This window comes from Streptomyces sp. NPDC032940, from assembly GCF_040636935.1.
Classification (GTDB): domain Bacteria; phylum Actinomycetota; class Actinomycetes; order Streptomycetales; family Streptomycetaceae; genus Streptomyces.
In genome coordinates this window covers 137,061-157,229 of the sequence record NZ_JBEZVJ010000014.1, presented here as the reverse complement: position 1 = coordinate 157,229, position 20,169 = coordinate 137,061, and the positions used below count along the sequence as shown (strand labels likewise).

Below are 20,169 nucleotides of genomic sequence, written 5' to 3'. Positions count from 1 at the left end.
AGAGGAGAGGGGCCGAGGCCCGGGGGCCGGGCCTCGGAGGAGGGGTCAGGGGGGGTCAGTAGGCCTTGCCGATGTCCTGCTTGGCGTTGTCCGCGTTGTAGGCGCCGTCCTCGATGATGATGTCCTGGGGGACGCCCTCGCCCTTGGTGAAGGTGTCCAGCGTCTGGAAGGCCAGCGGTCCGAAGCGCGGGTTGGACTCGATGACGCCGCTGATCCAGCCGTCCACGACGCCCTGGACGGCGTTGCGGGTGCCGTCCACCGTGACGATCTTGACGTCGCCGGCCTTCTTGCCCGCGCCCTTGAGGGCGGTCACCGCGCCGAGGCCCATCTCGTCGTTCTCGGCGTAGATCCCCTTGATGCCGGGCTTGGACTGGATGAGCTGCTCGGTGACCTGCTGGCCCTTCTCGCGGGCGAAGTCACCGGTCTGCTCGAAGACGACCTCGAGCTCCGGCGCCTTCTCGGCGATCCGCTCCTTGAAGCCCTTGGTGCGCTCGGTGGTGACGTTGTTCCCGGCGGCGCCGAGCAGGATCGCGACCTCGCCCTTGCCGCCCGTCGCCTCGATCATCTCGTCGGCGGCGCGCCGGCCCTGCTCGACGAAGTCGGAGGCGATGAAGGAGACGTAGTCCTTGCAGGGGTCGGCGTTGATCTTGCGGTCGATCGTGATGATCGGGACCTTCTTGGCGGCGGCGGCCTGGAGCACCGGGTCCCAGCCGTCGGAGTTGAGCGGGGCGATCACCAGCAGGTCGGCGCCCTTGGCGAGCAGGTTCTGCACGTCGCTGATCTGCTTGGAGAACTGCGACTGGGCGTTGGCCGTCAGCAGCTTGACGCCCCGCTTCTCGGCCTCGTCCTTGATGGACCGGGTCTCGGCGATGCGGAACGGGTTGGCCTCCTTCTCCGACTGGGAGAAGCCGACGGTGGCGTTCTTCAGGTCGATCTGCTCGGCGCCGTAGGCGTCGAGGGTGCAGGACTTGCCGCCGGGCTTCGGAGTGGCGACCTTCTGCTCGGCGCCGGCGGCCGTCCCGGACTGCTTGCCGTCCGACGTGTCGTCCTCCGTCTTGGCGCAGGCGGTCGCGGTCAGAGCCACCGCGGCGGCCAGGGCCACGACCGCGGGACGGGCGAGGAGGGAACGACGAGGAGTGGTGCGCTGCATGGTGGTGACCCCGATCCGGGCGAACGCTGAAAGGGAACAGGGGAACCGAACGACGGACACCACCGGCCGACCCCCCTGGCGCGGGAACTGTGTCCGGTGCGCCGCAAGAGGGTTTTACATCGTTGCAAGGAGGCTGTAAACCCCTTGTGCGGGAGTCGCGGGCGCCCCCGGAGACGGAGCGCGGGCCACGGCGCACCGGTCTGTCGCAGGCCTCTTGACGCGCACCCAACGCGACGTGAAAACTGGCGAGTTCGCCCCCGATAACGATGTCAGAGAGCGCCACGGACGGGCCGGAGGGTGCGTGAGGCGGCAGGCTCGGGTGCGCCGGCGAGCGGCGGCGCGGCCGTCGCCGCGGGATGCCTCGAAGAGGCGGACGCTCTCGCCGTCAGCAGCTCGTGTCCGCGTCCGCACCGCGGCGCCCCAGTGTGCTCTCCCGTTCGACCAGCCGGTAGTCCGCCCAGATGCGCCGGGCCTCGGGGGCTGCGCCGCCGAGCCGGGCGAGGACCGACTCCACCGCGAGCCGGCCGATGGCACCCTTGTCCGGGGAGACGGACGTGAGCGTCACGGCCCCGAACCGCCCCTCGACCACATCGTCGAAGCCGACCACCGCGATGTCCTCGGGCACCCGCAGCCCCCGCGAGTGGAGTACGCGCATCGCGCCGATGGCCATGGGGTCGTTGTAGGCGAAGACCGCGTCGGGGAGCCGCCCGGAGTCGAGGATGCGGGTCATGGCCGTCGCGCCGTCCGCGTGCCCCCAGCCGTCGGTGGCGGCGACGAGTCCCTCGTCGACGGGGAGTCCGGCGGCGGTCAGTTCCTCGCGCCAGCCGCGTACCCGCAGTTGCGCCGGCTCGTTGCGTCCGCGCCGGGCCCCGATGAACGCCACCTCACGGCGCCCCAGACCGACCAGGTGGGCGACGGCGACGCGGGCGGCGGCGACGTTGTCGATGGCGATGTGGTCGTACGGCAGGTCGTAGTCCCGCTCCCCGAGCAGCACCAGCGGGACGTCGTCGGTGCGGTCGCGCAGATCCTCGGTCTCCAGCTCGATGGGGCTGAGGATCAGTCCGTCGATGACGCGCGCCCGGAAACCCTGACTGACCAGGAGCTCCTGTTCACGGCGGCCGCCGGTGTGGTCCAGCAGCACGGTGTAGTCGTGCTCGGCGGCCGTGTCGATGACGGCCGCGGCGAGTTCCGCGAAGTACGGGTTGCCCAGTTCGGGCAGGGCGAGCGCGATGATGCCCGTGCGTCCCGCGCGCAGGTGCCGGGCGGCCAGATTGGGCCGGTAGCCGAGTTCGTCGATGGAGCGCTGGACGCGTTCGCGCATCGCGGGGGTGACGTGCCGGAAGTTGTTCACCACGTTGGAGACGGTCTTGATGGAGACCCCCGCGTGGGCGGCGACGTCCTTGAGGCTGACCCGCACGGCATTCCCTTCCTGAACGGCCCGACTCGGGTGGTCGGTGCGGGTCCGCTGTCGCCACCGTAAGCCGTGCGCCGAGCCCGCGCGCTGATTTTACAACGTTACACATCCGTTGTCGTCGGGTCGGCGGGAGGTGGTCGGGGGCCACGTGGGCGGCGTACTGCTTCCGGGGCGGCGATCGTCACGGCAGTGCCGTCAGCAGTCGGCTCCCGGCGGGTGTGAGGGTCCACCGTACGGGTCCGGGCTCCTCGCCGAGGGCGTGCGCCGGGGCCGGCTCCTGGTGCGGGGCGGGGGCGTTGAGGTCGAGGACCGCGTAGCAGCGCTTGCCGGTCTCCGTCGGCTCGGCGCCGCGCAGGACGCAGAGGCCGTCCAGGACGGTGAGCCCGCGCCCTCCTTCCGCGGCGTGGTCCGCGGGGCGCCGCCGGGGCAGGGTGCCGTCGGTGTCGGACACCTCCACGACGAGGATGTCCCCGTCCAGGACGAGGCTCACGGTCAGCCGGCCGCCGGCGTGCACGAGGCCGTTGGTGAGCAGTTCCGAGGCGACGAGTGCGAGACACACCTCCCGCTCCTCGTCCAGGCGGACGCGCCACGACCGCACGGTGGCGACGATCCGCTTGCGCGCGGCGCGCACCGTCGCGGGGGTGGCCTGCAGTGTGAAGCCTGTTCGAAGCATCGCTGTCTCCTGACGGGACCGAAGGAGCGGCGGCGACGCGTGTCAGTCGGCCTGCCCCGGCCGTCTCCACGCGATTCCGTAGATTCCGGCGTGGCATTTCGCGGGCAGTATGTGGACGCTGTGGGAGGCGTCCAGGCCGAGCGGACGGATCTCGCCCGGCTGCGCTTGCGAGTTGTGGCGGTAGTAGCCGTGCACCGCGGACGGAAGGTGCCGGGGATGGAAGAAGATGTGCAGGAGATACTGCCGGACCGGGACGGGCAGAGTGCGCTCGTGATGGCCCGAGGGCTTCCACCGGGGACCGATGTCGAGGGTGTAGTCGATGATCGCGGTTTCCCCGCGCCGAAGCGCCCGTCCGAATCCGATGTCGAATATCGCGGAACTGACTTCCTGACGGAAACTCAGCGTTTCCAGGCGTCCGCAGCCGACGGTCACCTGCACGGAGGGTGTGTCGGGATCGTCCAGGTTGTGATGTGCCGTCAGGTGCCGTACTCCGTCCCGTACGGCGCGCACCACGTGGCCGACCGTGTAGCGGGCGATGCACCCGTGCTCGTCCAGGTGGACCGTCTCCTGGACGGAGAGCGTGACGAGGCCCTCGTTAAACCGGTAGGCGTCCGCGCCGAGGGCCCGCTCCAGGGGTGCGCCGGGGCTCAGCACGCGGGAGAGGCCGTCGGCCGCGCGGTCCGGCGGGGCCAGCGCCCTGCCGCGCGGACGCCGGTGGGCCAGCAGGCTCTGCAGCGTGCCCGGCGCGAGGTGCAGGATGACCTCGATCTCCGCGACGGCCCGCAGGGACTGCCCACGCTCGGGCTGGCTGCGTCCCCGCTGCCAGTGGCTCAGGGTCACCGGGCTCACCGAGATCCCGCGTTCGCCGAGGTGGTGGTGCAGGCGCTGCAGGGACAGTCCTCGCCGCTTCAGCGCCTCGCGGAGGGCCTCCCCGAAGGTGGCCTCGCCCGGACGCTCCGGTTCCTCGGGCCGGTCGGCGGCCTGCTGGTGGTCCCGCTGGTTCATCGACGCTCCCGGTCTTCGGGCCGGAGAGGGCACCGGCAGGGTACTGGCGGACCCGCGGCCCGGCGCGGCGTCTGGGGAGGCCGTCGCGCCGGGCCGGCGAGCCTGTCCGGTCAGGCGGTGTTCAGGCTCAGCCCGTAGTACCGCAGCGCGTCGTCCAGGGGCTGGAAGTACGAGGTGCCCTGCCCGTAGACGCCGTTGCACCGGTTGTCCGTCCGGCCGCCGGAGGTGACGCCCTGCCCCTGGTCGCCGGAGATCCACGGGCCGCCGCTGTCCCCGCCCAGGTCGCAGACGTCGCTCAGGCCGAGGCCGGTCACCAGGGTGGCCGGCTGGCCCGGGTCGGTGTACGTCACCGAGTAGTCGTAGGCCTTGATGGAGCCGCAGGTCCAGCCCGAGGTGGCCCCGGACTTGCAGACGTCCGAGCCGACCGGGGCCCGCCGGCTGCCCTTGACGGCGATGTCGGCGCCGTTGTTCCAGGTACCGACCCGGGTGGCTATGGCGGTGCCCGCGTCGACCGAAGCGAGGCCCATGTCGACGCTGTCCCGGCCGTGGTGGAAGCGGCCGGTGGTGCCCTTGGCGAAGTGCGTGCCGTCGTAGTACAGGTCGGGCAGGTTCTCGACGCAGTGCCCTGCGGTGACCAGGACCTGCCGGCCCGACCCGTCGCGGGCGCCGTAGCCGACCGAGCAGTAGTGGTTGCCGTAGTCCATCCGGCTGCCGGGGTAGATGGTGCCGGCCATCGGGACTGCGTTGCCCTCGGCGTTCCGCACGGTGACCGCGGACCCGTAGGAGGCGGCCTTGGCCAGGAACGCCCGGTCGGCCGCCGTCGATCCGTCGCGCACCTGGACGACGACCTTGTTCGTCACGGGGTCGACGCCCCACCCCTGGACGCCGGGGGGCAGCTCCCGCTTCGCCGTCGCGTCCAACGCCGCCTTGACGGCGTCCAGTTCGCCGGTGGTGTGCCGGGCTGTGCGTGCTTTCAGGCCGGCGGCCTCGACCTGCCGGGCGGCGCCCGCGTCGGTGACGTTGACCGTGAGGCGGCCGCTGCCGTCGAAGTAGGCTCCGCGGGGGTCGACATCCGAGGAGCGGAGGGATTCCAGCAGCGTCTGCTGGCGGGCCTGCGAGTCCAGCCGTCGGGCGGCGGTGGCGTCGCTGACCCCGAGCGACTCGGCGAGGGCGTGCACCATCTGCTGGTGGTACTGGCCGGCGGGCGTGGCGGGTTCCGCCGCGGGTTCGCCGTGCGCCGGGACGGCGCCCGCGGCGAGGACGAGCGCCGCCGTCGCGACGCCTGAGGCCATGATTGCTCGTGGACGAAGCACCTTGTCTCCATTTCCGGGCAGCCGCCATCGGCGGCAGGTGGGGGGTGCGCGGATCGCGGCGGAGAAGGAAGGCCGCGTCCGCATGGGGAACCCTCCTATTCGGACGCGCCCATGACAAGGTCGGCGAGTGGCGCAAAAATTAACAGAACGGCGGCCAACTGTTTCTGGGGGAAATGCACCGACGCGCCTGTCGGTGCGGCTCTTCCGTCAATTCCCTTACGCCCTGGGGAAGGTGGTCCGGGGAAACGGACGCGTCACGGAATGACGGTGATCTTCCCTACGTGCCTGCCGGCTCGGAACGCCCTCTGCGCGGCGTGGATGTCGCCGAGGGGGAAGGACTCCGCGACGCGGGGCCGCACGTGCCCGGTGCGGGCCAGTCCGGCCAGGGCAGCGAAGTGGGCGCGGGTGTGCATCGAGGAGCCGATGAGGCGGAGGTTGTGCAGGTAGAGGCGGCGCAGGTCGAAGGTGACGACGGGGCCCGCGACGGCGCCGGCGATGACCCAGCGTCCGTTCTCCCGGAGCGCGGGCAGGAGCCGCTCGAGCCAGGGCCCTCCCGCCACGTCCGCGACGGCGTCCAGGCCCTCGGGCGCCGTCCGCGCCAGCCGGCGTTCCAGTTCGGCGGGGTCCGCGTCGCGGGGCAGCGTCGCCGAGGCGCCGGCCTCCTCGAGCGCGGCGGCCTTGGCCGCGCTGGTCAGCGCCACCACCCGTGCTCCGCGGGCCGCCGCGAGCTGCACCAGGGCCAGGCCCACCCCGCCGGAGGCCCCGTGACGAGCACCGTCTCACCACTGCCGATCTCCGCCCGCTCCAGCATGCCCGTCGCCGTGCCGTAGGCGACCGGGAGGGCGGCCAGTTCCTGGTCGGAGAGCGGGGAGTCGCTCATGTCGTGCAGCCGGTCGGCGTCCACGACGACGTACTCGGCGAAGCCGCCGTCCCGTTCGCTGCCCAGCAGACCGACGGGCGGGGCGTCCTCACGGTCGTCGGCGTAGAAGGCGGGATCGACCAGCACCCGGCGGCCCGTCCACTTCGCCGGTACTCCGCCGCCGGCTTCCGCGACGGCGCCGGCGATGTCGCCGCCCTGGATCAGCGGGAACTCCAGCGGCCCCCGCCACCCCGCCTTCGCCTCCGGCCGCCCGGGCAGCCCGTACGCCCCCTCGCGCGTCCAGACGTCCGTGTTGTTCAGCGCCGCCGCGGTCACCCTGACCAGGACCTGGCCGGGGCCGGGCTCGGGCAGCGGCCAGTCCGTGCGCAGCTCGAGCGCGTCCAGGTCTCCGTGGCGACGGAGGACGGCGGCGCGCATCAGGCGGTTCGTCATCACTCGATCGTGCGGCACCGTCACCGCGGGGACCGTCGACGCCGCCGGTGTCGGCGCGTCCGCCGCACGGCTCAACCGGGCGGCGTGTGCGGTGACCGCATGCCGAGCCACTGTTCGGCGTCCCACGCCCGGAACCGCTCCACCTCGGTGAATCCCAGTTTCGCGGCGAGGCGCATCGAGGCGAGGTTGGCGGTCTGGGTGGCGAGCACCACCGGCTCACCGGGACGGGCGCCGTCGAACCAGGCGAGTGCCGCCGCGCACGCCTCGGCGGCGTATCCGTGACCCCACGCCCGCGGCAGGAACAGGTATCCGAGGTCCGCCTTGCCCACGGCGGCCGGGCGATGGCCGTCGGTCGCCCGCCTGAGCAGGACCTGTCCGATCATCGCACCGTCGCGTTCGACGACGAAGCTCCCGGGCCGTCGCTGGGGCACCTCCGGCATCTCGCGCTCGAGGACGTCGCGTGGGCGGGGACCGCCGAGGTAGGTGTGCACCTCCGGCGAGGCGAGCAGCTCGACGAAGGTCGCCCGGTCCCGAGCCTCGGGCTGCCGGAGCAGCAGCCGCTCGGTGCGGATCGGCTCGGGCGGCCACGCCACCGGTCCCAGATCTTCCATCCGCGCACGCTGGCAGCCGGCCGGCCCGACCTGCCGGTGAACGCCCGCCGCTGGCATGCCGGCACAGGGCCGCGGACGCCGGGGCGGGTTCTTACGGAGCCGTGACGTGGCGGCCGCGGTGCCCGGCCCGCGGCTGGAGCGGACCTAACGTGAGCGTATGCGCGTACTGGTCACCGGCAGTGCCGGGTTCATCGGGTCCCATGTCGTGGAGTCCCTGCGGGAGCACGGGCACGAGCCCGTCGGCTACGACGTCCGCGAGGACCCCGGCGCCGACGTCCGCGACTCCGACGCCGTCGGGCACGCGTTGGCCGGGGTGGACGCCGTGTGCCACCAGGCGGCGATGGTCGGGCTCGGCGCCGGTTTCGCGGACGCGGCGGAGTACGTCTCGCGCAACGACCTCGGCACCGCGGTCCTGCTCACCGCGATGGCCCGGGCGGGCGTGCGGCGTCTCGTGCTCGCCGGGTCGATGGTGGTCTACGGGGAGGGCCGCTACGACTGTCCCCGCCACGGAACGGTGCGACCGGGACCCCGTGCCGCCGCCGACCTGGACGCGGGCCGGTTCGAGCCGACGTGCCCCGTGTGCGCCGCGGACCTGACCCCGGGCCTGGTCGGCGAGGACGCCCCGGCCGACCCGCGCAACGTGTACGCCACGACCAAGCTGGCCCAGGAGCACCTGGCCGCCGCCTGGGCCAGGACGACCGGCTCGACGGCGGTGTCGCTGCGCTACCACAACGTGTACGGGCCCCGGATGCCCCGGGACACGCCCTACGCGGGTGTCGCCTCGTTCTTCCGTTCCGCGCTGGCCCGCGGCGAGGCCCCGCGCGTCTTCGAGGACGGCCTCCAGCGCCGGGACTTCGTGCACGTGCGGGACGTGGCCGCGGCGAACGTCGCGGCGCTGGAGGCCCGGCCTGCCGCCGGCACCCTCACCGCCTACAACACCGGCAGCGGCGAGCCGCACACGGTGGGCGAGATGGCGGCTGTCCTGGCCGCCGCCCACGGCGGGCCCGAGCCCGTCGTCACCGGCGAGTACCGCCTCGGCGACGTCCGCCACATCACCGCCGACTCCGCGCGGCTGCGGTCCGACCTGGGCTGGCGGCCCCGGGTGGGATTCGCTCGGGGCATGCAGGAGTTCGCGCGGGCGGATCTGCGCACCGAGTAGCCCCGGCCCGGTCCGTCCCCGCTGTCGGCGGGTCCGGTTCAGGCGTCCGCCAGGGGCAGGATCACCTCGAAGCGGCAGCCGCCCGGGATGTTCCGGACCGTGGCGCGGCCCCGGTGCGCCTCCACGATGCCGCGGACGATGGCGAGGCCCAGGCCCGCGCCGGCCGGCGGGGTGCGGGCGTGGGTGCCGCGCCACCCGGTGTCGAACACGCGCGGCAGGTCCTCCTCGGGGATGCCGCCGCAGCCGTCGGTCACGGAGACCACGACACCGTCGGCGGACCGCTCGGCGGCGACCGCGACCGTGCCGTCGGCCGGGGTGCGGCGGATCGCGTTGACCAGCAGATTGCCCAGGACCCGGCTCATCTCCCTGCCGTCCACCTCCACCGGCACGGCCGCCACGGCGTCGCCGACCAGCCGTACGCCCTGCTCGCGGGCGAGCGGGTCCGCGCCCGCGAGGGCGTCGCCGACCAGGTCGTAGAGCGAGATGCGGGCCGGGGCGAGGGCGAGCGTGCCGGCGTGGATGCGGGAGAGTTCGAAGAGGTCGCCGACCATGTCGTTGAGGCGCTCCACCTCGGTGCGGATCTGCCGCAGATAGCGGTCGGGGTCGGCGGCGACCCCGTCCTCGAGCGCCTCGGACATGGCGCGCAGACCGGCCAGCGGGGTACGCAGGTCGTGCGAGATCCAGGCGACCAGCTCACGCCGTGACGTCTCCAGGGCGCGCTCGCGCTCCCGGGACTCGGCGAGCCGGGCGCTGGTGGCCGCCAGTTCGCGGCTGAGCGCGTCCAGTTCGGCGGTGCCTGGGGTGGCGGGGGCCGCGTAGCCGCCTCCGTCGCCGAACGACCGTGCCGCGGCGGCCAGTTCGCGGCTTCGGGCGACCACCCAGCGGCCCAGCAGCAATGCGGTGGCCAGGGAGACGACGGCCGCCATCGCCACCACGGTCGTGACGACGGTCAGGTCGTGCGGGGACAGGAACATCGCCCAGGCGACGGCCAGCGTACCGGCGAGCATCGCGAGGACGGCGACCGCCGCCACCACGGCCAGCGAGGCCGTGAGCGAGCGCCGCCGGATCAGCCGCAGCACGGCCGCGCCGCCCAGGCCGGCGGCGGCGGCGCCGGCGAAGGCGTAGAGGGCGATGACGAGGGTGTCGTGCACGGTCAGTCCGCCTCCCGTCCGGCGGGGTCGAAGCGGTAGCCCACGCCCCACACCGTCTGGACCAGGCGGGGCCGGGCCGGATCGTCCTCGATCTTGCCGCGCAGCCGCCGGACGTGGACGGTGACGGTGGACAGGTCTCCGAAGTCCCAGCCCCATACCTCCCGCATCAGCTCCTCCCGGGAGAACGCCCGTTCCGGATGGCGCAGGAAGAAGGCGAGGAGGTCGAACTCCCTCAGTGTCAGGGCCAGTTCACAGCCGCCCTTGGTGGCCCGGCGTGCGGAGGGGTCGACCGCCAGGCCGGCCGCGGCGGGCGGGCCGGGGACGGCCGCCGCGGGCCGGGTGCGGCGCAGGACGGACTCCACCCGCAGCACCAGCTCCCGGGGACTGAAGGGCTTGGTCACGTAGTCGTCGGCGCCGACCTCCAGGCCGAGGATGCGGTCGTCCTCGTCCCCGCGGGCGGTCAGCATGACGACCGGCACGGGCCCGTGGCCGCGCAGCCGCCGGCACACCTCGAGGCCGTCCATGCCGGGCAGCATCAGGTCCAGGACCACCAGGTCCGGCAGGTGCTCGGCGGCCCGGCCGAGCGCGGCCGGGCCGTCGTCGGCCCGGTCGACGCGGTAGCCGGCGCGATCGAGGTACCCGGCGACGACCTCGGCGACGACGGGGTCGTCGTCGACGACCAGGATGCGGGCCGGGGCGGCCGGGATACGGGCGGGCGCGGCCGGGCCTTCGTCCCGGACGCCGTCGGGGACCGGGGCTTCGTCCCGGACGCCGTCGGGGACCGGGCCTTCGTCCCGGACGCCGTCGGGGACCGGGCCTTCGTCCCGGACGCCGTCGGGGGCCGGGACGGGGTCCGTGTCCGTGGGGGCGGGCGGGTGAGGCTGCTGGTGCATGCGCCCAGCCTCGCACCACCCCGTCGCCGGCGTCCCTAGCGAGCCCGGCGGGGGCTGCGACGTCCGAGTTTCGTAAGGAGTGGAAGCCCGTTTCGTCCGGTTCCGGTTCGTAGGGTGAGGCCGTGACCACCTCTCCCCCTCCGGACGTCGACGTCGTGCTTCCCTGCCTCAACGAGGCCGGTGCCCTCCCCTGGGTCCTGGCCCGTGTTCCGGCCGGCTGGCGGGCACTCGTCGTCGACAACGGCTCCACCGACGGCTCGGCCGACCTCGCCCGTTCGCTGGGTGCCACGGTCGTGAGCGAACCGCGCCGTGGTTTCGGCGCCGCCTGTCACGCCGGGCTGAGCGCCGCGACCGCGGACGTCGTCTGCTTCTGCGACTGCGACGCCTCCCTCGACCCGTCCCTGCTGGCGTCCTTCGTCCGCGAGATCCGTGCCGGCACGGCCGACCTGGTGCTCGGCCGCAGACGTCCGCAGGCCAGGGGCGCGTGGCCCGTGCACGCCCGTGCGGGCAATCTGGCCCTGGCCCGGATGCTGCGCCGGCGCACCGGCCTGCGTCTGCGCGACCTCGGCCCGCTGCGGGCGGCGCGCCGCGAGGGACTGCTCGCGCTGGACCTGACCGACCGGCGCAGCGGGTATCCGCTCCAGATGGTGGTGCGGGCCGCCGACGCGGGCTGGCGGATCGCCGAGCACGACGTGCCGTACCTGCCCCGCACCGGTGCATCGAAGGTGACCGGCACCTGGCGCGGCACGTGGCACGCGGTGCGCGACATGCGCCGCGTGCTGGCCGAGGCACCGGCCCGCGGCCGGGTTTCCGAGGAGGGTCCGAGGTGACCGGCACGACCACCCTTCTCGTCGTCGCCAAGGAGCCGCGTCCCGGCCGGGTCAAGACGCGGCTCACCCCGCCCTTCTCCCCCGCCGATGCGGCCGCGCTGGCCGAGGCGTCGCTCGCCGACACCCTGGCCGCGGTGGCCGCGACGCCCGCACCGCGCCGGGTGCTCGTGCTGGACGGCGCCCCCGGCCCCTGGCTGCCGCCCGGCTTCGAGGTGGTCCCGCAGTGCGCGGGCGGCCTCGACATGCGGCTCGCCGAGGCGTTCGCGGGCTGCACGGGGCCGGCCCTGCTGATCGGGATGGACACCCCGCAGGTGACGCCGGACCTCCTCGACGTGGACTTCCGCGACTGCGACGCTTGCTTCGGTCCCGCCGAGGACGGCGGCTTCTGGGCCCTGGGCCTGGCCCGGCCCGACCCCGCACTGCTGCGCGGCGTGCCCATGTCGACGCCGGTCACGGGGGCCGTGCAGCGCGAGCGGCTCGTGAGGGCGGGGCTGCGGGTACGGGACCTGCCGCCCCTGCGCGACGTCGACACCGCGGCCGACGCCCGGGCCGTGGCCGCGCTGGCCCCGCACGGCCGGTTCGCCGCCCGGCTGGGCGCGTGCGCCCCGGTCGCCGGCCGTCCCCGGGGAAGCCGGTGAACGGGGCCGCGCGTCCGCTCGCCGGCCGGCGGTACGCGTTCCCCGCCGCCCGGGCCTGGGAGGCCTCCGACCCCTACGACGCCGCCCTGCGGTCCGGACACGGGCCGCTGTTCCTGCGCCGCGCCGACGGTTGGCTGCTGCCCCTGGAGGTGGAGCGCTGGTGCGCCCGGGCCGACGCGGTGGACCTGGAGGTGCTGGCCCGGTGCGAGGGCGCCGTGCTCGACGTGGGCTGCGGTCCCGGCCGGCTCGTGGCGGAACTCGCCGCCCGTGGCCGGACCGTGCTCGGCGTCGACGTCAGCGAGGCCGCGGTGAGCCGCACCGCGGAACGCGGGGGACCGTCGCTGCGGCGCTCCGTGTTCGAGCCGCTGCCCGGCGAGGGACGCTGGGACACCGTTCTGCTGATGGACGGCAACGTCGGCATCGGCGGCGACCCGGGCGCCCTGCTCAGCCGCGTCGCCGCGCTCCTCGCGCCCGGCGGCCTGCTGATCGCCGAGACGGTCGCCGCCGACGTCGACGAACGCGCCCAGGTGCAGGTCGTCGACGTCACCGACGCCCGGGCGCCGGGCCGCCCCTTCCCCTGGGCGCGGATCGGCACCCGCGCCCTGCTGCGCCGCGCGAGCGCCACCGGCTGGCGGACGGCCGCTCAGTGGGCGTCCGGGGAGCGCCGCTTCGTCGCGCTGCGCAGCGGCCGCAGGGCGAGCAGCAGCGCCGAGCCGCCGAACAGCACGGCCGTGATCAGCAGCCAGCGGGCCAGGAAACCGTCCGCGGACAGCCCGGCCACGGACCGGTAACGCTCGTCCACGCGCCCGCTGATCAGCGGGAACCACACGAGCAGCAGCAGCCCGGAGTAGGCGGCCGGGACGCGTACGTACAGGGCCCGGTCGCGATGGCGCATCGCGCCGAGCCCCCGTAGGACGGCCCGGTCGGCCGCCGCGTACAGCGGCAGCAGCACCAGGTCGTGCAGCAGCGCCGCCCCCACGAACCACAGGGCCACGCCGAACCAGTCGTCGGCGAGCAGGCGCACGCCCGCGTAGCCCGCGAGGGCGAACGAGCAGCCGAGCAGGAGGATCTGGAGGGGGCTGCCGATCACGGCCCGCAGCCGCGCCGACGGCCTGCGCGGGCCGTTCATCCGAGCTCCCCGAACGTCATCCGGGCCACCCACTTGGTGTTGAGCACGCCGGGTGCCGCGGGCACGATGATCCGCGCCGGGTACCCGTGGTCCGGGCTCAGCGTCTCGCCGTTGACGTACAGGGCGAGCAGGGAGTGCGGGTCGGCGACCTGGTTGGCGCGCAGGGCGCCGCTGCGGAAGGCGCCGTGCCGCTGGAGGGACTCCACGAGCACGTCCGGCGGGTCGTCGTCGAAGCCCGCCAGCGTGGCGAGGTCGCGCAGCCGCACCCCGCGCCACCACTGGTCGGAGGTCGACCAGCCCTCGACGCAGGCGATGGGCAGCGCGGCGCTGTGCAGCGGCAGCCGGAGCAGGTCGGCACGGCCGAGGCGGATCGTTCCGGCGGGGCCCACGACGACGAGCCGCCAGGTGTCCTCGCGTGTCTCGGCAGCGTCGATGCCCGCGTACGCGGCGGTCTTGTTGATCTGGAAGCCGTTCGGGCCGTGGCCCGGTTCGGGTCCGCCGCGCGGCGTGAGCAGGGCCGTCCGGCGCGCGGCACCGTCGAAGGAGCGCCCGGCGCTGGTGGCGAGGAGCAGCAGCGAGCCTCCGCCGACCGTCCACAGCGCCCCGCGCCGCGACACGGTCGGCGCGTCGGGCCGCGGCGGCCGCAGGCCGTCGTCGGACTCCTCGGCGGCCCCCGCGCGCACGCGCCGTACGGTCCGCAGCGCGGCGGGCGCCTTCAGCGCGACGTGCGCGGCGAACGCGGCGAAGAAGACCCAGGCGCCGTAGAAGTGCAGCGGGTAGAAGGAGCCGGGGAAGAGGTACTCCAGCTGGATGTTGAGGACCCCGGTGACGAACTCGAAGAGCACGCCGCCGACCAGCAGGAGCAGCGAGATCCGCTCCAGTGCACGGGCGAGCGAGCGGGCCGGCGGCAGGGAGAACAGCCTCGGCACCACCGACCACAGTTTGGCCAGCAGCACCGGGATCAGGGCCAGCCCGAGGGTGACGTGGACGCCCTGGGTGAGCCGGTACAGCCAGGAGGGGCGGGTCGGCCAGGCGAAGAGGTAGAAGCCGAGGATCCCCTTGTCCGGTGTCTTGTCGTTGACCGGGGACAGGCCGGGGTTGTAGGCGGCGTAGGACAGCAGCCCGGTCACGAAGAGGACCGTGATGCCGGCGAGCAGGACGAGGCCGAGCACCGACGTGAACCAGGTGCCGCGCAGCGGGCTGCGCCAGAAGCCCGGCGAGGAGGGAAGCCGTGGGGCGAGGTCGCGCATGCCCCGACGGTAGGCCGCGGCCGGCCCCGAAACGGCCCTCGACCCATGACGAAACGCTGACGTCCGCTGTGCGCACCGCCCGTCGCGCGACCCGTCGGCCTACGGTGCCGGGGTGACCCGCCTGCGCCCCGTCCCCCGCGACCTGTACGCCGCCGTCGCCGCCGTGCTGCTCGTGACTGCCGCCGTCCTGGTCGGCCGGTACGTGTACGGCTACGACGACCTGATCGTCGGCTGGCCTCCGCTGCTGGGCCGCTGGGGCCCGCACCTGGGCCCGGGCACTCCGGCGGCCGTGCTGGTGGCGGTTGCGGGCGTGGCGTACGGCCCGGCCGTCGCCGCCCGGCTGCCGTGGCGCGCGCTGCTGCCGGCGGCCTGGGGCATGTCGATGGCCTGGATCTGGTCCCTGGCGCTGGTCGACGGCTGGCAGCGGGGCGTGGCCGGGCGGCTCACCACCCGTCAGGAGTACCTCTCGGTCGTCGGCCGCTGGCACGACGTCCCGGCGACCCTGCGCGACTTCACCGGCCACATCCTGCTCCACTCCCCCGACAACTGGCCCGCCCATGTCGCCGGTCACCCTCCGGCGGCCACGCTCACCTATGTGCTGCTCGACCGGACCGGGCTCGGCGGCGGGGGCTGGGCCGGGGCATGGACCATCACCGTGGGCGCGACGGGCTGCGTGGCGGTGCTGGTGGCGGTGCGGGCGCTGGCCGGGGAGCGGCTCGCCCGGCGTGCGGCGCCCTTCCTGGTCCTGGCACCGGCCGCGGTGTGGACGGGCACGTCCGCCGACGGCTACTTCGCGGCGGTCGCCGCGTGGGCCGTCGCGCTGCTGGCCCTGTCGGTCACCCGTCGTTCGCCGGGGTGGGCGGCGGGCTCGGGGCTGCTGTTCGGGCTGACCTGTTATCTGTCGTACGGCCTGACGCTGTTCGCGCTGATCGCGGCGGCGGTGCTGCTGCTCGGCCGGCGGGGCGTGCGGGAGCGGCCGGTGCTGCTGGTGCCGCTGCTGGTGGGGGCGGCGGTGGTGCCGGTCGCCTTCACGGCGGCGGGGTTCGACTGGTGGGAGGCGTACCACCTGCTGGTCACGCGCTACTTCGAGGGCGCGGGCGGGATCCGTCCCTACGGCTACTGGGTGTGGGCCAATCTCGCCTGCACGGTGCTCATCACGGGCCTGGCCACGGCGGCGGGCCTGTGGCGGACCGGGGGTACGGTGGCGGCCCGGTGGCGGCGCCGGGGCGGCGCGGACGCCCAGGAGTTCCGTCTGGCGTTCCTCGTGTCCGCGGCGCTGCTCGCCCTGCTGGCCGCCGACCTGTCCGGCATGAGCAAGGCGGAGACGGAGCGCATCTGGCTGCCCTTCGCCCTGTGGCTCCTCGCGGCCTGCGCGTTGCTGGGGCGCCCGCGCGCCTGGCTGGCGGCCCAGGTGACGCTGCCGCTCCTCCTCAACCACCTGCTGGCGACCGGCTGGTGACCGTCCGGGGCGTCCCCGCGGCCGAGCACCCGGGAGTCCGGGGCGGCACATGGGGCCAGGAGTCCGGCGGCAGACGGCCGGGCACTCGGCGACCCGGGCATATCCGGTCCTCGCGCGGCCGGATCCCGACGCATCTCCGCGACTCCCAGGACGACGCCGCGAACCCAGGGCAGAGTGACCTCTGTTCGTTCGTCAGGTTCGCCGTATTCGTTCGAGAGACGGGATGAGCATGTACGACTACGTCATCGTCGGTGCCGGATCCGCGGGCTGTGTCCTCGCGGCGCGACTCTCGGAGGACCCCGACGTGCGGGTCGCGCTGATCGAGGCGGGCGGCCCCGACACCGCGCAGGAGATCCACGTCCCGGCCGCCTTCCCGCAGCTGTTCAAGTCCGCGCTGGACTGGGACCTCGACTCGGAACCGGAACCGGGCATCGGCGGTCGGCGGACCTACCTGCCCCGCGGCAAGGTGTTCGGCGGCTCCAGCTCGATCAACGCGATGATCTACATCCGCGGCAACCGCGCCGACTACGACGGCTGGGCCGCGGCCGGGGCCAAGGGGTGGTCGTACGCCGACGTGCTGCCGTACTTCCGGCGCTCGGAGGCCAACGAGCGGGGCGCGGACCTCTACCACGGGGCGGACGGGCCGCTGACGGTCAGCGACGGCAGGTCCGGGCACCCGCTCGTCTCGGCGTTCGTACGGGCCGCCGAACAGGCCGGGCACAAGACGAACGACGACTTCAACGGCGCGACCCAGTCCGGCGTCGGCCGCTACCAGTTGACGCAGCGCGGCGGTCTCCGCTGCAGCGCCGCCGTCGCCTACCTGCACCCCGCCCTCGACCGGCCCAACCTCACCGTGCTCCCCGCGGCCCGCGCCCACCGCGTGATACTCGACGGCGGCCGCGCGACGGGCGTCGAGGTGGAGCGGGACGGCGTCGTCGAGGTCGTGCGGGCCGAGCGCGAGGTGATCCTGTCCGCCGGAGCCTACGAGTCCCCGAAGCTGCTGATGCTGTCCGGTATCGGCCCCGCCGCCGCCCTGTCGGCCTTCGGCATCGAGGTCGTCCGCGATCTGCCGGTCGGGCAGGGGCTCCAGGACCACTACATGGCGCTGCTCAACTTCCTCACCGACACCGAGTCGCTGATGAACGCGGCCAGCCCCGAGAACGCGGCCCTGTTGCAGAACGAGGGGCGCGGCCCCCTGACCTCCAATGTCGGTGAGGCCGGTGGCTTCTTCCGCAGCCGTCCCGAACTGGACGCCCCCGACGTGCAGTTCCACGCCGCGCCGGTGCTCTTCCATCAGGAGGGCCTCGGCGCGCCGACCGGGCACGGCTTCTCCTTCGGCCCGTGCGTGGTCGCTCCCACGAGCCGTGGCGCGGTGACCTTGCGCTCCCCCCGTCCGGACGCGGCACCCCGGATCGTGCACAACTACCTGACGACCCCGGAGGACCGGGCGAGCCTCGTCGCCGGCATCCGCATCGCTCTGGAGATCGCCGCCCAGCCTGCGGTGGCCGACCTGGTCACGGCGCCCTTCGACGTGCCGCCCTCGTACACGGACGCTGACCTCCTGGCCTGGGCGCAGCAGTCCGGGCAGACGCTGTACCACCCGACGTCGACGTGCGCGATCGGCGCGGTGGTCGACCCCGAGCTGCGGGTCCACGACGTGCCGGGCCTTCGGGTGGTCGACGCCTCCGTCTTCCCGGCGGTGCCGCGCGGCAACACCAACGCGCCCACGATCATGGCGGCGGAGAAGGCGGCCGACCTCCTCAAGGGAGCCGCGTGACGCCTGGTCCGCCGCGGGGCCGCCCGGACCGCCTGCGGCCTGATGAAGCCCGTGCACCCGTGAAGCACGCGGACGAAGGAGTGAGGGCGTTGCCCATCCCCGCATACACGGAAAGGCAGTACGGCGGCGTCACCGTGCTGGTGGGCGCCGATCTCGGCGCCTATCCCTACGCCAACTCCGTGCTGGTGCGCGGCACCGCCGAGACACTGGTCATCGACCCCTCGCTGTCGCTCGTCGGGGCGGCACCACCGGCGGACCTGGTCCTCGTGAGCCACGCGCACGAGGACCACGTCGCGGGACTCGCCGACTACGACGTGCCCGTCCGCGTCCACGAGAAGGAACCTGGCCGCGCTGCGGTCACCCGAGGTCATGGCCGACGGCTACGGCCTCCCCCCGGACGCCACCGAGGCCACCCGCACGATGCTGCGCGACCACTTCCACGTGCGGGACCGTCCCGACGCCGCGGGGTTCGAGGACGGCACGGTGTTCGATCTCGGCGGCCGCACCGTGACCGTCGTCCACCTTCCGGGCCACACGCCGGGCCACAGCGGCTTCCTGATCGAGCCGGACGGCTTCCTCTTCGTGGCGGACATCGATCTGACGTCGTTCGGTCCGTTCTACGGAGACGTCGGCAGCAGTCTCACCGATTTCGAGTCCTCCGTGCGCCGGTGCCGGGACATCGGTGTCCGCTGGTACGGCACGGCCCATCAGAAGGGCGTGATCGAGGGCGCCGGGCAGTTCCGCGGGCGGCTGGACGACTTCGCCGCAGTGGTGGAGAGGCGCGACGCGGCCCTGTTGGCGTTCCTCGACGAGCCGCGGACCGTCGAGGAGATCGCCGAACACCGGCTGGTCTACCGCCGTCATGTCGAGGGCCCGCACGTGGGTCCGGTCGAACGACGGACAGCGGTGCAGCACCTGGAGCGGCTGATCGACAGGGGACTGGTCACGCAAGCCGGGAAGGGAAGGTACCGCGCGACGTAGCACCCACGCGGCCCTCCGGGTTGCGGGGGCCGCGTCGTCGCTGCCTTCCTGCTTCGGTGCGGACGGGCCGGAGAGTGTGTCAGCGCTTGACGGTCCAGGTGGCCGAGTTGGAGGTGAGGTCGCGAACCGCGGGGCTGCGGACGGCCGACGTGGTGTCGGTCACCTCGGCGGTCACCTTGTGCGTGCGCCGGTCGGCCGGGACACCGAGGGCGGCCGGCACGACGGACGTCCTGCCGCGGGCCTGCCTGGCCTCGCGTCCGTCGACGTACCAGCGGACCTGGGGGCGCGAGATGCCCGTGCCCAGGTCGGCGAGCTCGACGGAGAGCCGGGTGGAGCGTGGAACGGTGACGGAGGTGTCGACCAGCGGGCTGAGGGCGTTGGCGGACCGGTAGAAGCCGGCGATCATCGCCTCCCGGCCGGGGAGGTTGAACTGGTCGGTGTTCAGGGCCCGCATGATGGAGTTCTCGGTGGGACGGTAGACGCCGTACTCGTAGTAGTCGGCGCCCTCGTAGGTGCCGACGACGCCGCCGCTCGGGTCGGCCTCGCCGAGCCACGCCGCCCACTTGGTGCGCTGCGCCGCCATGTCGTCCGCCGTCAGGGTCGAGGCGTTGGGGTAGGCGGGCTCGGAGTACGGGTAGTCCCCGTAGCCGGCGTACTGGTACTCGTCTGCCAGGAGGCCGATGGAGTGGGCCATTTCGTGCGCGGCGATCAGGGTGGACCGGTCGTTGTCGGAGGAGAGCGTGGAGACGCCGTCGTAGCCGTAGTCCGACGCGAGCCCGGAGTAGCCGGCGCCGCCGTACTTGGTGGAGTTGGAGACCACGATCACCAAGTCGGTGGCCGGTGCCTTGTCCGCGTAGACCTTCGTCTTGTCGAGGTCGACGCAGACCAGGCGCTCCGTGTCGCTGCACCAGAAGTACGAGCCGAGCGCGGTGTTCCTGACGACGTCCCGGCCCGGATCGCCGGTGACGCCGCTGTCCTGGGAAACGGCCTTCACCGCCCAGACGTTGAAGAGGCCCTCGTAGCTCTTGTACGGGTCGATGCCGGTGACCTCGTCCCACTTGGTGCGGGCGTCCGCGAGGAAGTCGTCCTGCTCGTCGGCGGTGTAGCCGTCGCCGATGATCGTGACGTCCAGGCGGTCGGCGGTCGGACCGGTCTCGGCGATCGGGACGACCTCGCCGTCCTCGGAAGCGGTGGCGGTGCGCTGCCGGGCGGCGGTCCCGGGCTCGGCGTACGGGCTGCTCGCGGGGACGCTGGTGCGTGCGCCCTCACCGTCCGGGTCGCGGAAGTACTCGACGTCGACGTGCGAGCCGGTGTCGGTCGTCGGTGCGTCGGCGGCGCCGGCGACGCCGGTGGCGGGCAGGACCACGGAGAGGGTGAGGGCGGTTGCCACCGCGGTTCTGCGCATGCCTATGTGCACGGGGATC

Annotated in this window: 19 protein-coding genes; 7 read left to right on the top strand and 12 right to left on the bottom strand. The window is 73.8% G+C overall.

Features of this window, described 5'->3' with window-relative positions; all coding sequences use genetic code 11:
* Positions 1–55: 55 nt before the first annotated feature.
* From AB0E77_RS19405 to AB0E77_RS19370, 8 genes are all read right to left on the bottom strand, one after another.
* Entirely contained in the window at positions 56–1,150 is a 1,095-nt protein-coding gene (locus AB0E77_RS19405) for an ABC transporter substrate-binding protein (RefSeq protein WP_361572096.1), read from the bottom strand.
* Between the two features lie 385 nt (positions 1,151–1,535).
* Entirely contained in the window at positions 1,536–2,567 is a 1,032-nt protein-coding gene (locus AB0E77_RS19400) for a LacI family DNA-binding transcriptional regulator (RefSeq protein ID WP_361572093.1), read from the bottom strand.
* A gap of 178 nt (positions 2,568–2,745) precedes the next feature.
* Positions 2,746–3,237 (bottom strand): ATP-binding protein, encoded by a 492-nt coding sequence (locus AB0E77_RS19395; RefSeq protein WP_361572090.1) that lies wholly within the window; start codon positions 3,235–3,237, stop codon positions 2,746–2,748.
* A gap of 42 nt (positions 3,238–3,279) precedes the next feature.
* On the bottom strand, positions 3,280–4,242 hold the full coding sequence (locus AB0E77_RS19390; protein ID WP_361572087.1) for a hypothetical protein: 963 nt from the start codon (positions 4,240–4,242) through the stop codon (positions 3,280–3,282).
* A gap of 110 nt (positions 4,243–4,352) precedes the next feature.
* Complete coding sequence (locus tag AB0E77_RS19385; protein ID WP_361572085.1) at positions 4,353–5,534, bottom strand: S1 family peptidase; 1,182 nt, start codon at positions 5,532–5,534, stop codon at positions 4,353–4,355.
* A gap of 275 nt (positions 5,535–5,809) precedes the next feature.
* Entirely contained in the window at positions 5,810–6,256 is a 447-nt protein-coding gene (locus tag AB0E77_RS19380; RefSeq protein WP_361572082.1) for a zinc-binding dehydrogenase, read from the bottom strand.
* Positions 6,247–6,867: an alcohol dehydrogenase catalytic domain-containing protein gene (locus AB0E77_RS19375; protein ID WP_361572079.1), complete on the bottom strand. Its 621-nt coding sequence runs from the start codon at positions 6,865–6,867 to the stop codon at positions 6,247–6,249. Before AB0E77_RS19375 ends, AB0E77_RS19380 begins: the two co-directional genes overlap by 10 nt.
* A 71-nt stretch (positions 6,868–6,938) precedes the next feature.
* A complete protein-coding gene (locus AB0E77_RS19370; protein WP_361572077.1) occupies positions 6,939–7,478 on the bottom strand; it encodes a GNAT family N-acetyltransferase in 540 nt (179 codons plus the stop codon).
* A 157-nt stretch (positions 7,479–7,635) separates the two neighbouring features.
* On the opposite strand from AB0E77_RS19370, the gene AB0E77_RS19365 reads away from it, so the two are divergent.
* Positions 7,636–8,637: an NAD-dependent epimerase/dehydratase family protein gene (locus AB0E77_RS19365; RefSeq protein ID WP_361572074.1), complete on the top strand. Its 1,002-nt coding sequence runs from the start codon at positions 7,636–7,638 to the stop codon at positions 8,635–8,637.
* A 38-nt stretch (positions 8,638–8,675) separates the two neighbouring features.
* On the opposite strand, the gene AB0E77_RS19360 is transcribed toward AB0E77_RS19365, so the two are convergent.
* Positions 8,676–9,788, bottom strand: coding sequence for a HAMP domain-containing sensor histidine kinase (locus tag AB0E77_RS19360; RefSeq protein ID WP_361572072.1), 1,113 nt, complete (start codon positions 9,786–9,788; stop codon positions 8,676–8,678).
* Between the two features lie 2 nt (positions 9,789–9,790).
* Entirely contained in the window at positions 9,791–10,681 is an 891-nt protein-coding gene (locus AB0E77_RS19355; protein WP_361572071.1) for a response regulator, read from the bottom strand.
* Between the two features lie 122 nt (positions 10,682–10,803).
* Between AB0E77_RS19355 and AB0E77_RS19350 the strand changes: the two genes are divergently transcribed.
* The 3 genes from AB0E77_RS19350 to AB0E77_RS19340 are packed head-to-tail and all read left to right on the top strand — an operon-like array spanning position 10,804 to position 12,940.
* The gene (locus AB0E77_RS19350; protein ID WP_361572068.1) at positions 10,804–11,511 is read left to right on the top strand and encodes a glycosyltransferase family 2 protein; all 708 of its coding nucleotides are present in this window, start codon (positions 10,804–10,806) and stop codon (positions 11,509–11,511) included.
* Positions 11,508–12,149, top strand: a complete 642-nt coding sequence (locus AB0E77_RS19345; protein WP_361572065.1) for a DUF2064 domain-containing protein — start codon at positions 11,508–11,510, stop codon at positions 12,147–12,149. Before AB0E77_RS19350 ends, AB0E77_RS19345 begins: the two co-directional genes overlap by 4 nt.
* Positions 12,146–12,940: a class I SAM-dependent methyltransferase gene (locus AB0E77_RS19340; RefSeq protein WP_361572062.1), complete on the top strand. Its 795-nt coding sequence runs from the start codon at positions 12,146–12,148 to the stop codon at positions 12,938–12,940. The genes AB0E77_RS19345 and AB0E77_RS19340 overlap by 4 nt, the downstream gene beginning before the upstream one ends.
* A gap of 334 nt (positions 12,941–13,274) precedes the next feature.
* Here the strand turns inward: AB0E77_RS19340 and AB0E77_RS19335 are convergent, their stop codons facing one another.
* Positions 13,275–14,528, bottom strand: coding sequence for a molybdopterin-dependent oxidoreductase (locus tag AB0E77_RS19335; RefSeq protein ID WP_361572059.1), 1,254 nt, complete (start codon positions 14,526–14,528; stop codon positions 13,275–13,277).
* Positions 14,529–14,640: 112 nt separating this feature from the next.
* Here AB0E77_RS19335 and AB0E77_RS19330 point away from each other — a divergent pair, with 112 nt between their 5' ends.
* From AB0E77_RS19330 to AB0E77_RS19320, 3 genes are all read left to right on the top strand, one after another.
* Complete coding sequence (locus AB0E77_RS19330; protein WP_361572057.1) at positions 14,641–15,987, top strand: hypothetical protein; 1,347 nt, start codon at positions 14,641–14,643, stop codon at positions 15,985–15,987.
* 223 nt (positions 15,988–16,210) lie between these two features.
* Positions 16,211–17,764 carry a GMC family oxidoreductase N-terminal domain-containing protein gene (locus AB0E77_RS19325; RefSeq protein WP_361572054.1) on the top strand — a complete coding sequence of 518 codons (1,554 nt, stop codon included), beginning with the start codon at positions 16,211–16,213 and terminating at the stop codon, positions 17,762–17,764.
* A 369-nt stretch (positions 17,765–18,133) separates the two neighbouring features.
* Entirely contained in the window at positions 18,134–18,745 is a 612-nt protein-coding gene (locus AB0E77_RS19320; RefSeq protein ID WP_361572052.1) for an MBL fold metallo-hydrolase, read from the top strand.
* 79 nt (positions 18,746–18,824) lie between these two features.
* On the opposite strand, the gene AB0E77_RS19315 is transcribed toward AB0E77_RS19320, so the two are convergent.
* Positions 18,825–20,162, bottom strand: a complete 1,338-nt coding sequence (locus AB0E77_RS19315; RefSeq protein ID WP_361572050.1) for a M64 family metallopeptidase — start codon at positions 20,160–20,162, stop codon at positions 18,825–18,827.
* Positions 20,163–20,169: the final 7 nt, after the last annotated feature.

Excerpts from the sequence above, each read along its gene's own strand:
- AB0E77_RS19370 (WP_361572077.1), bottom strand. The coding sequence starts at position 7,478 with ATGGAAGATCTGGGACCGGTGGCGTGGCCGCCCGAGCCGATCCGCACC.
- AB0E77_RS19375 (WP_361572079.1), bottom strand. The coding sequence starts at position 6,867 with ATGACGAACCGCCTGATGCGCGCCGCCGTCCTCCGTCGCCACGGAGAC.
- AB0E77_RS19405 (WP_361572096.1), bottom strand. The coding sequence starts at position 1,150 with ATGCAGCGCACCACTCCTCGTCGTTCCCTCCTCGCCCGTCCCGCGGTC.
- AB0E77_RS19355 (WP_361572071.1), bottom strand. The coding sequence starts at position 10,681 with ATGCACCAGCAGCCTCACCCGCCCGCCCCCACGGACACGGACCCCGTC.
- AB0E77_RS19335 (WP_361572059.1), bottom strand. The coding sequence starts at position 14,528 with ATGCGCGACCTCGCCCCACGGCTTCCCTCCTCGCCGGGCTTCTGGCGC.
- AB0E77_RS19325 (WP_361572054.1), top strand. The coding sequence starts at position 16,211 with ATGAGCATGTACGACTACGTCATCGTCGGTGCCGGATCCGCGGGCTGT.
- AB0E77_RS19320 (WP_361572052.1), top strand. The coding sequence starts at position 18,134 with ATGGCCGACGGCTACGGCCTCCCCCCGGACGCCACCGAGGCCACCCGC.
- AB0E77_RS19365 (WP_361572074.1), top strand. The coding sequence starts at position 7,636 with ATGCGCGTACTGGTCACCGGCAGTGCCGGGTTCATCGGGTCCCATGTC.
- AB0E77_RS19390 (WP_361572087.1), bottom strand. The coding sequence starts at position 4,242 with ATGAACCAGCGGGACCACCAGCAGGCCGCCGACCGGCCCGAGGAACCG.
- AB0E77_RS19385 (WP_361572085.1), bottom strand. The coding sequence starts at position 5,534 with ATGGCCTCAGGCGTCGCGACGGCGGCGCTCGTCCTCGCCGCGGGCGCC.
- AB0E77_RS19395 (WP_361572090.1), bottom strand. The coding sequence starts at position 3,237 with ATGCTTCGAACAGGCTTCACACTGCAGGCCACCCCCGCGACGGTGCGC.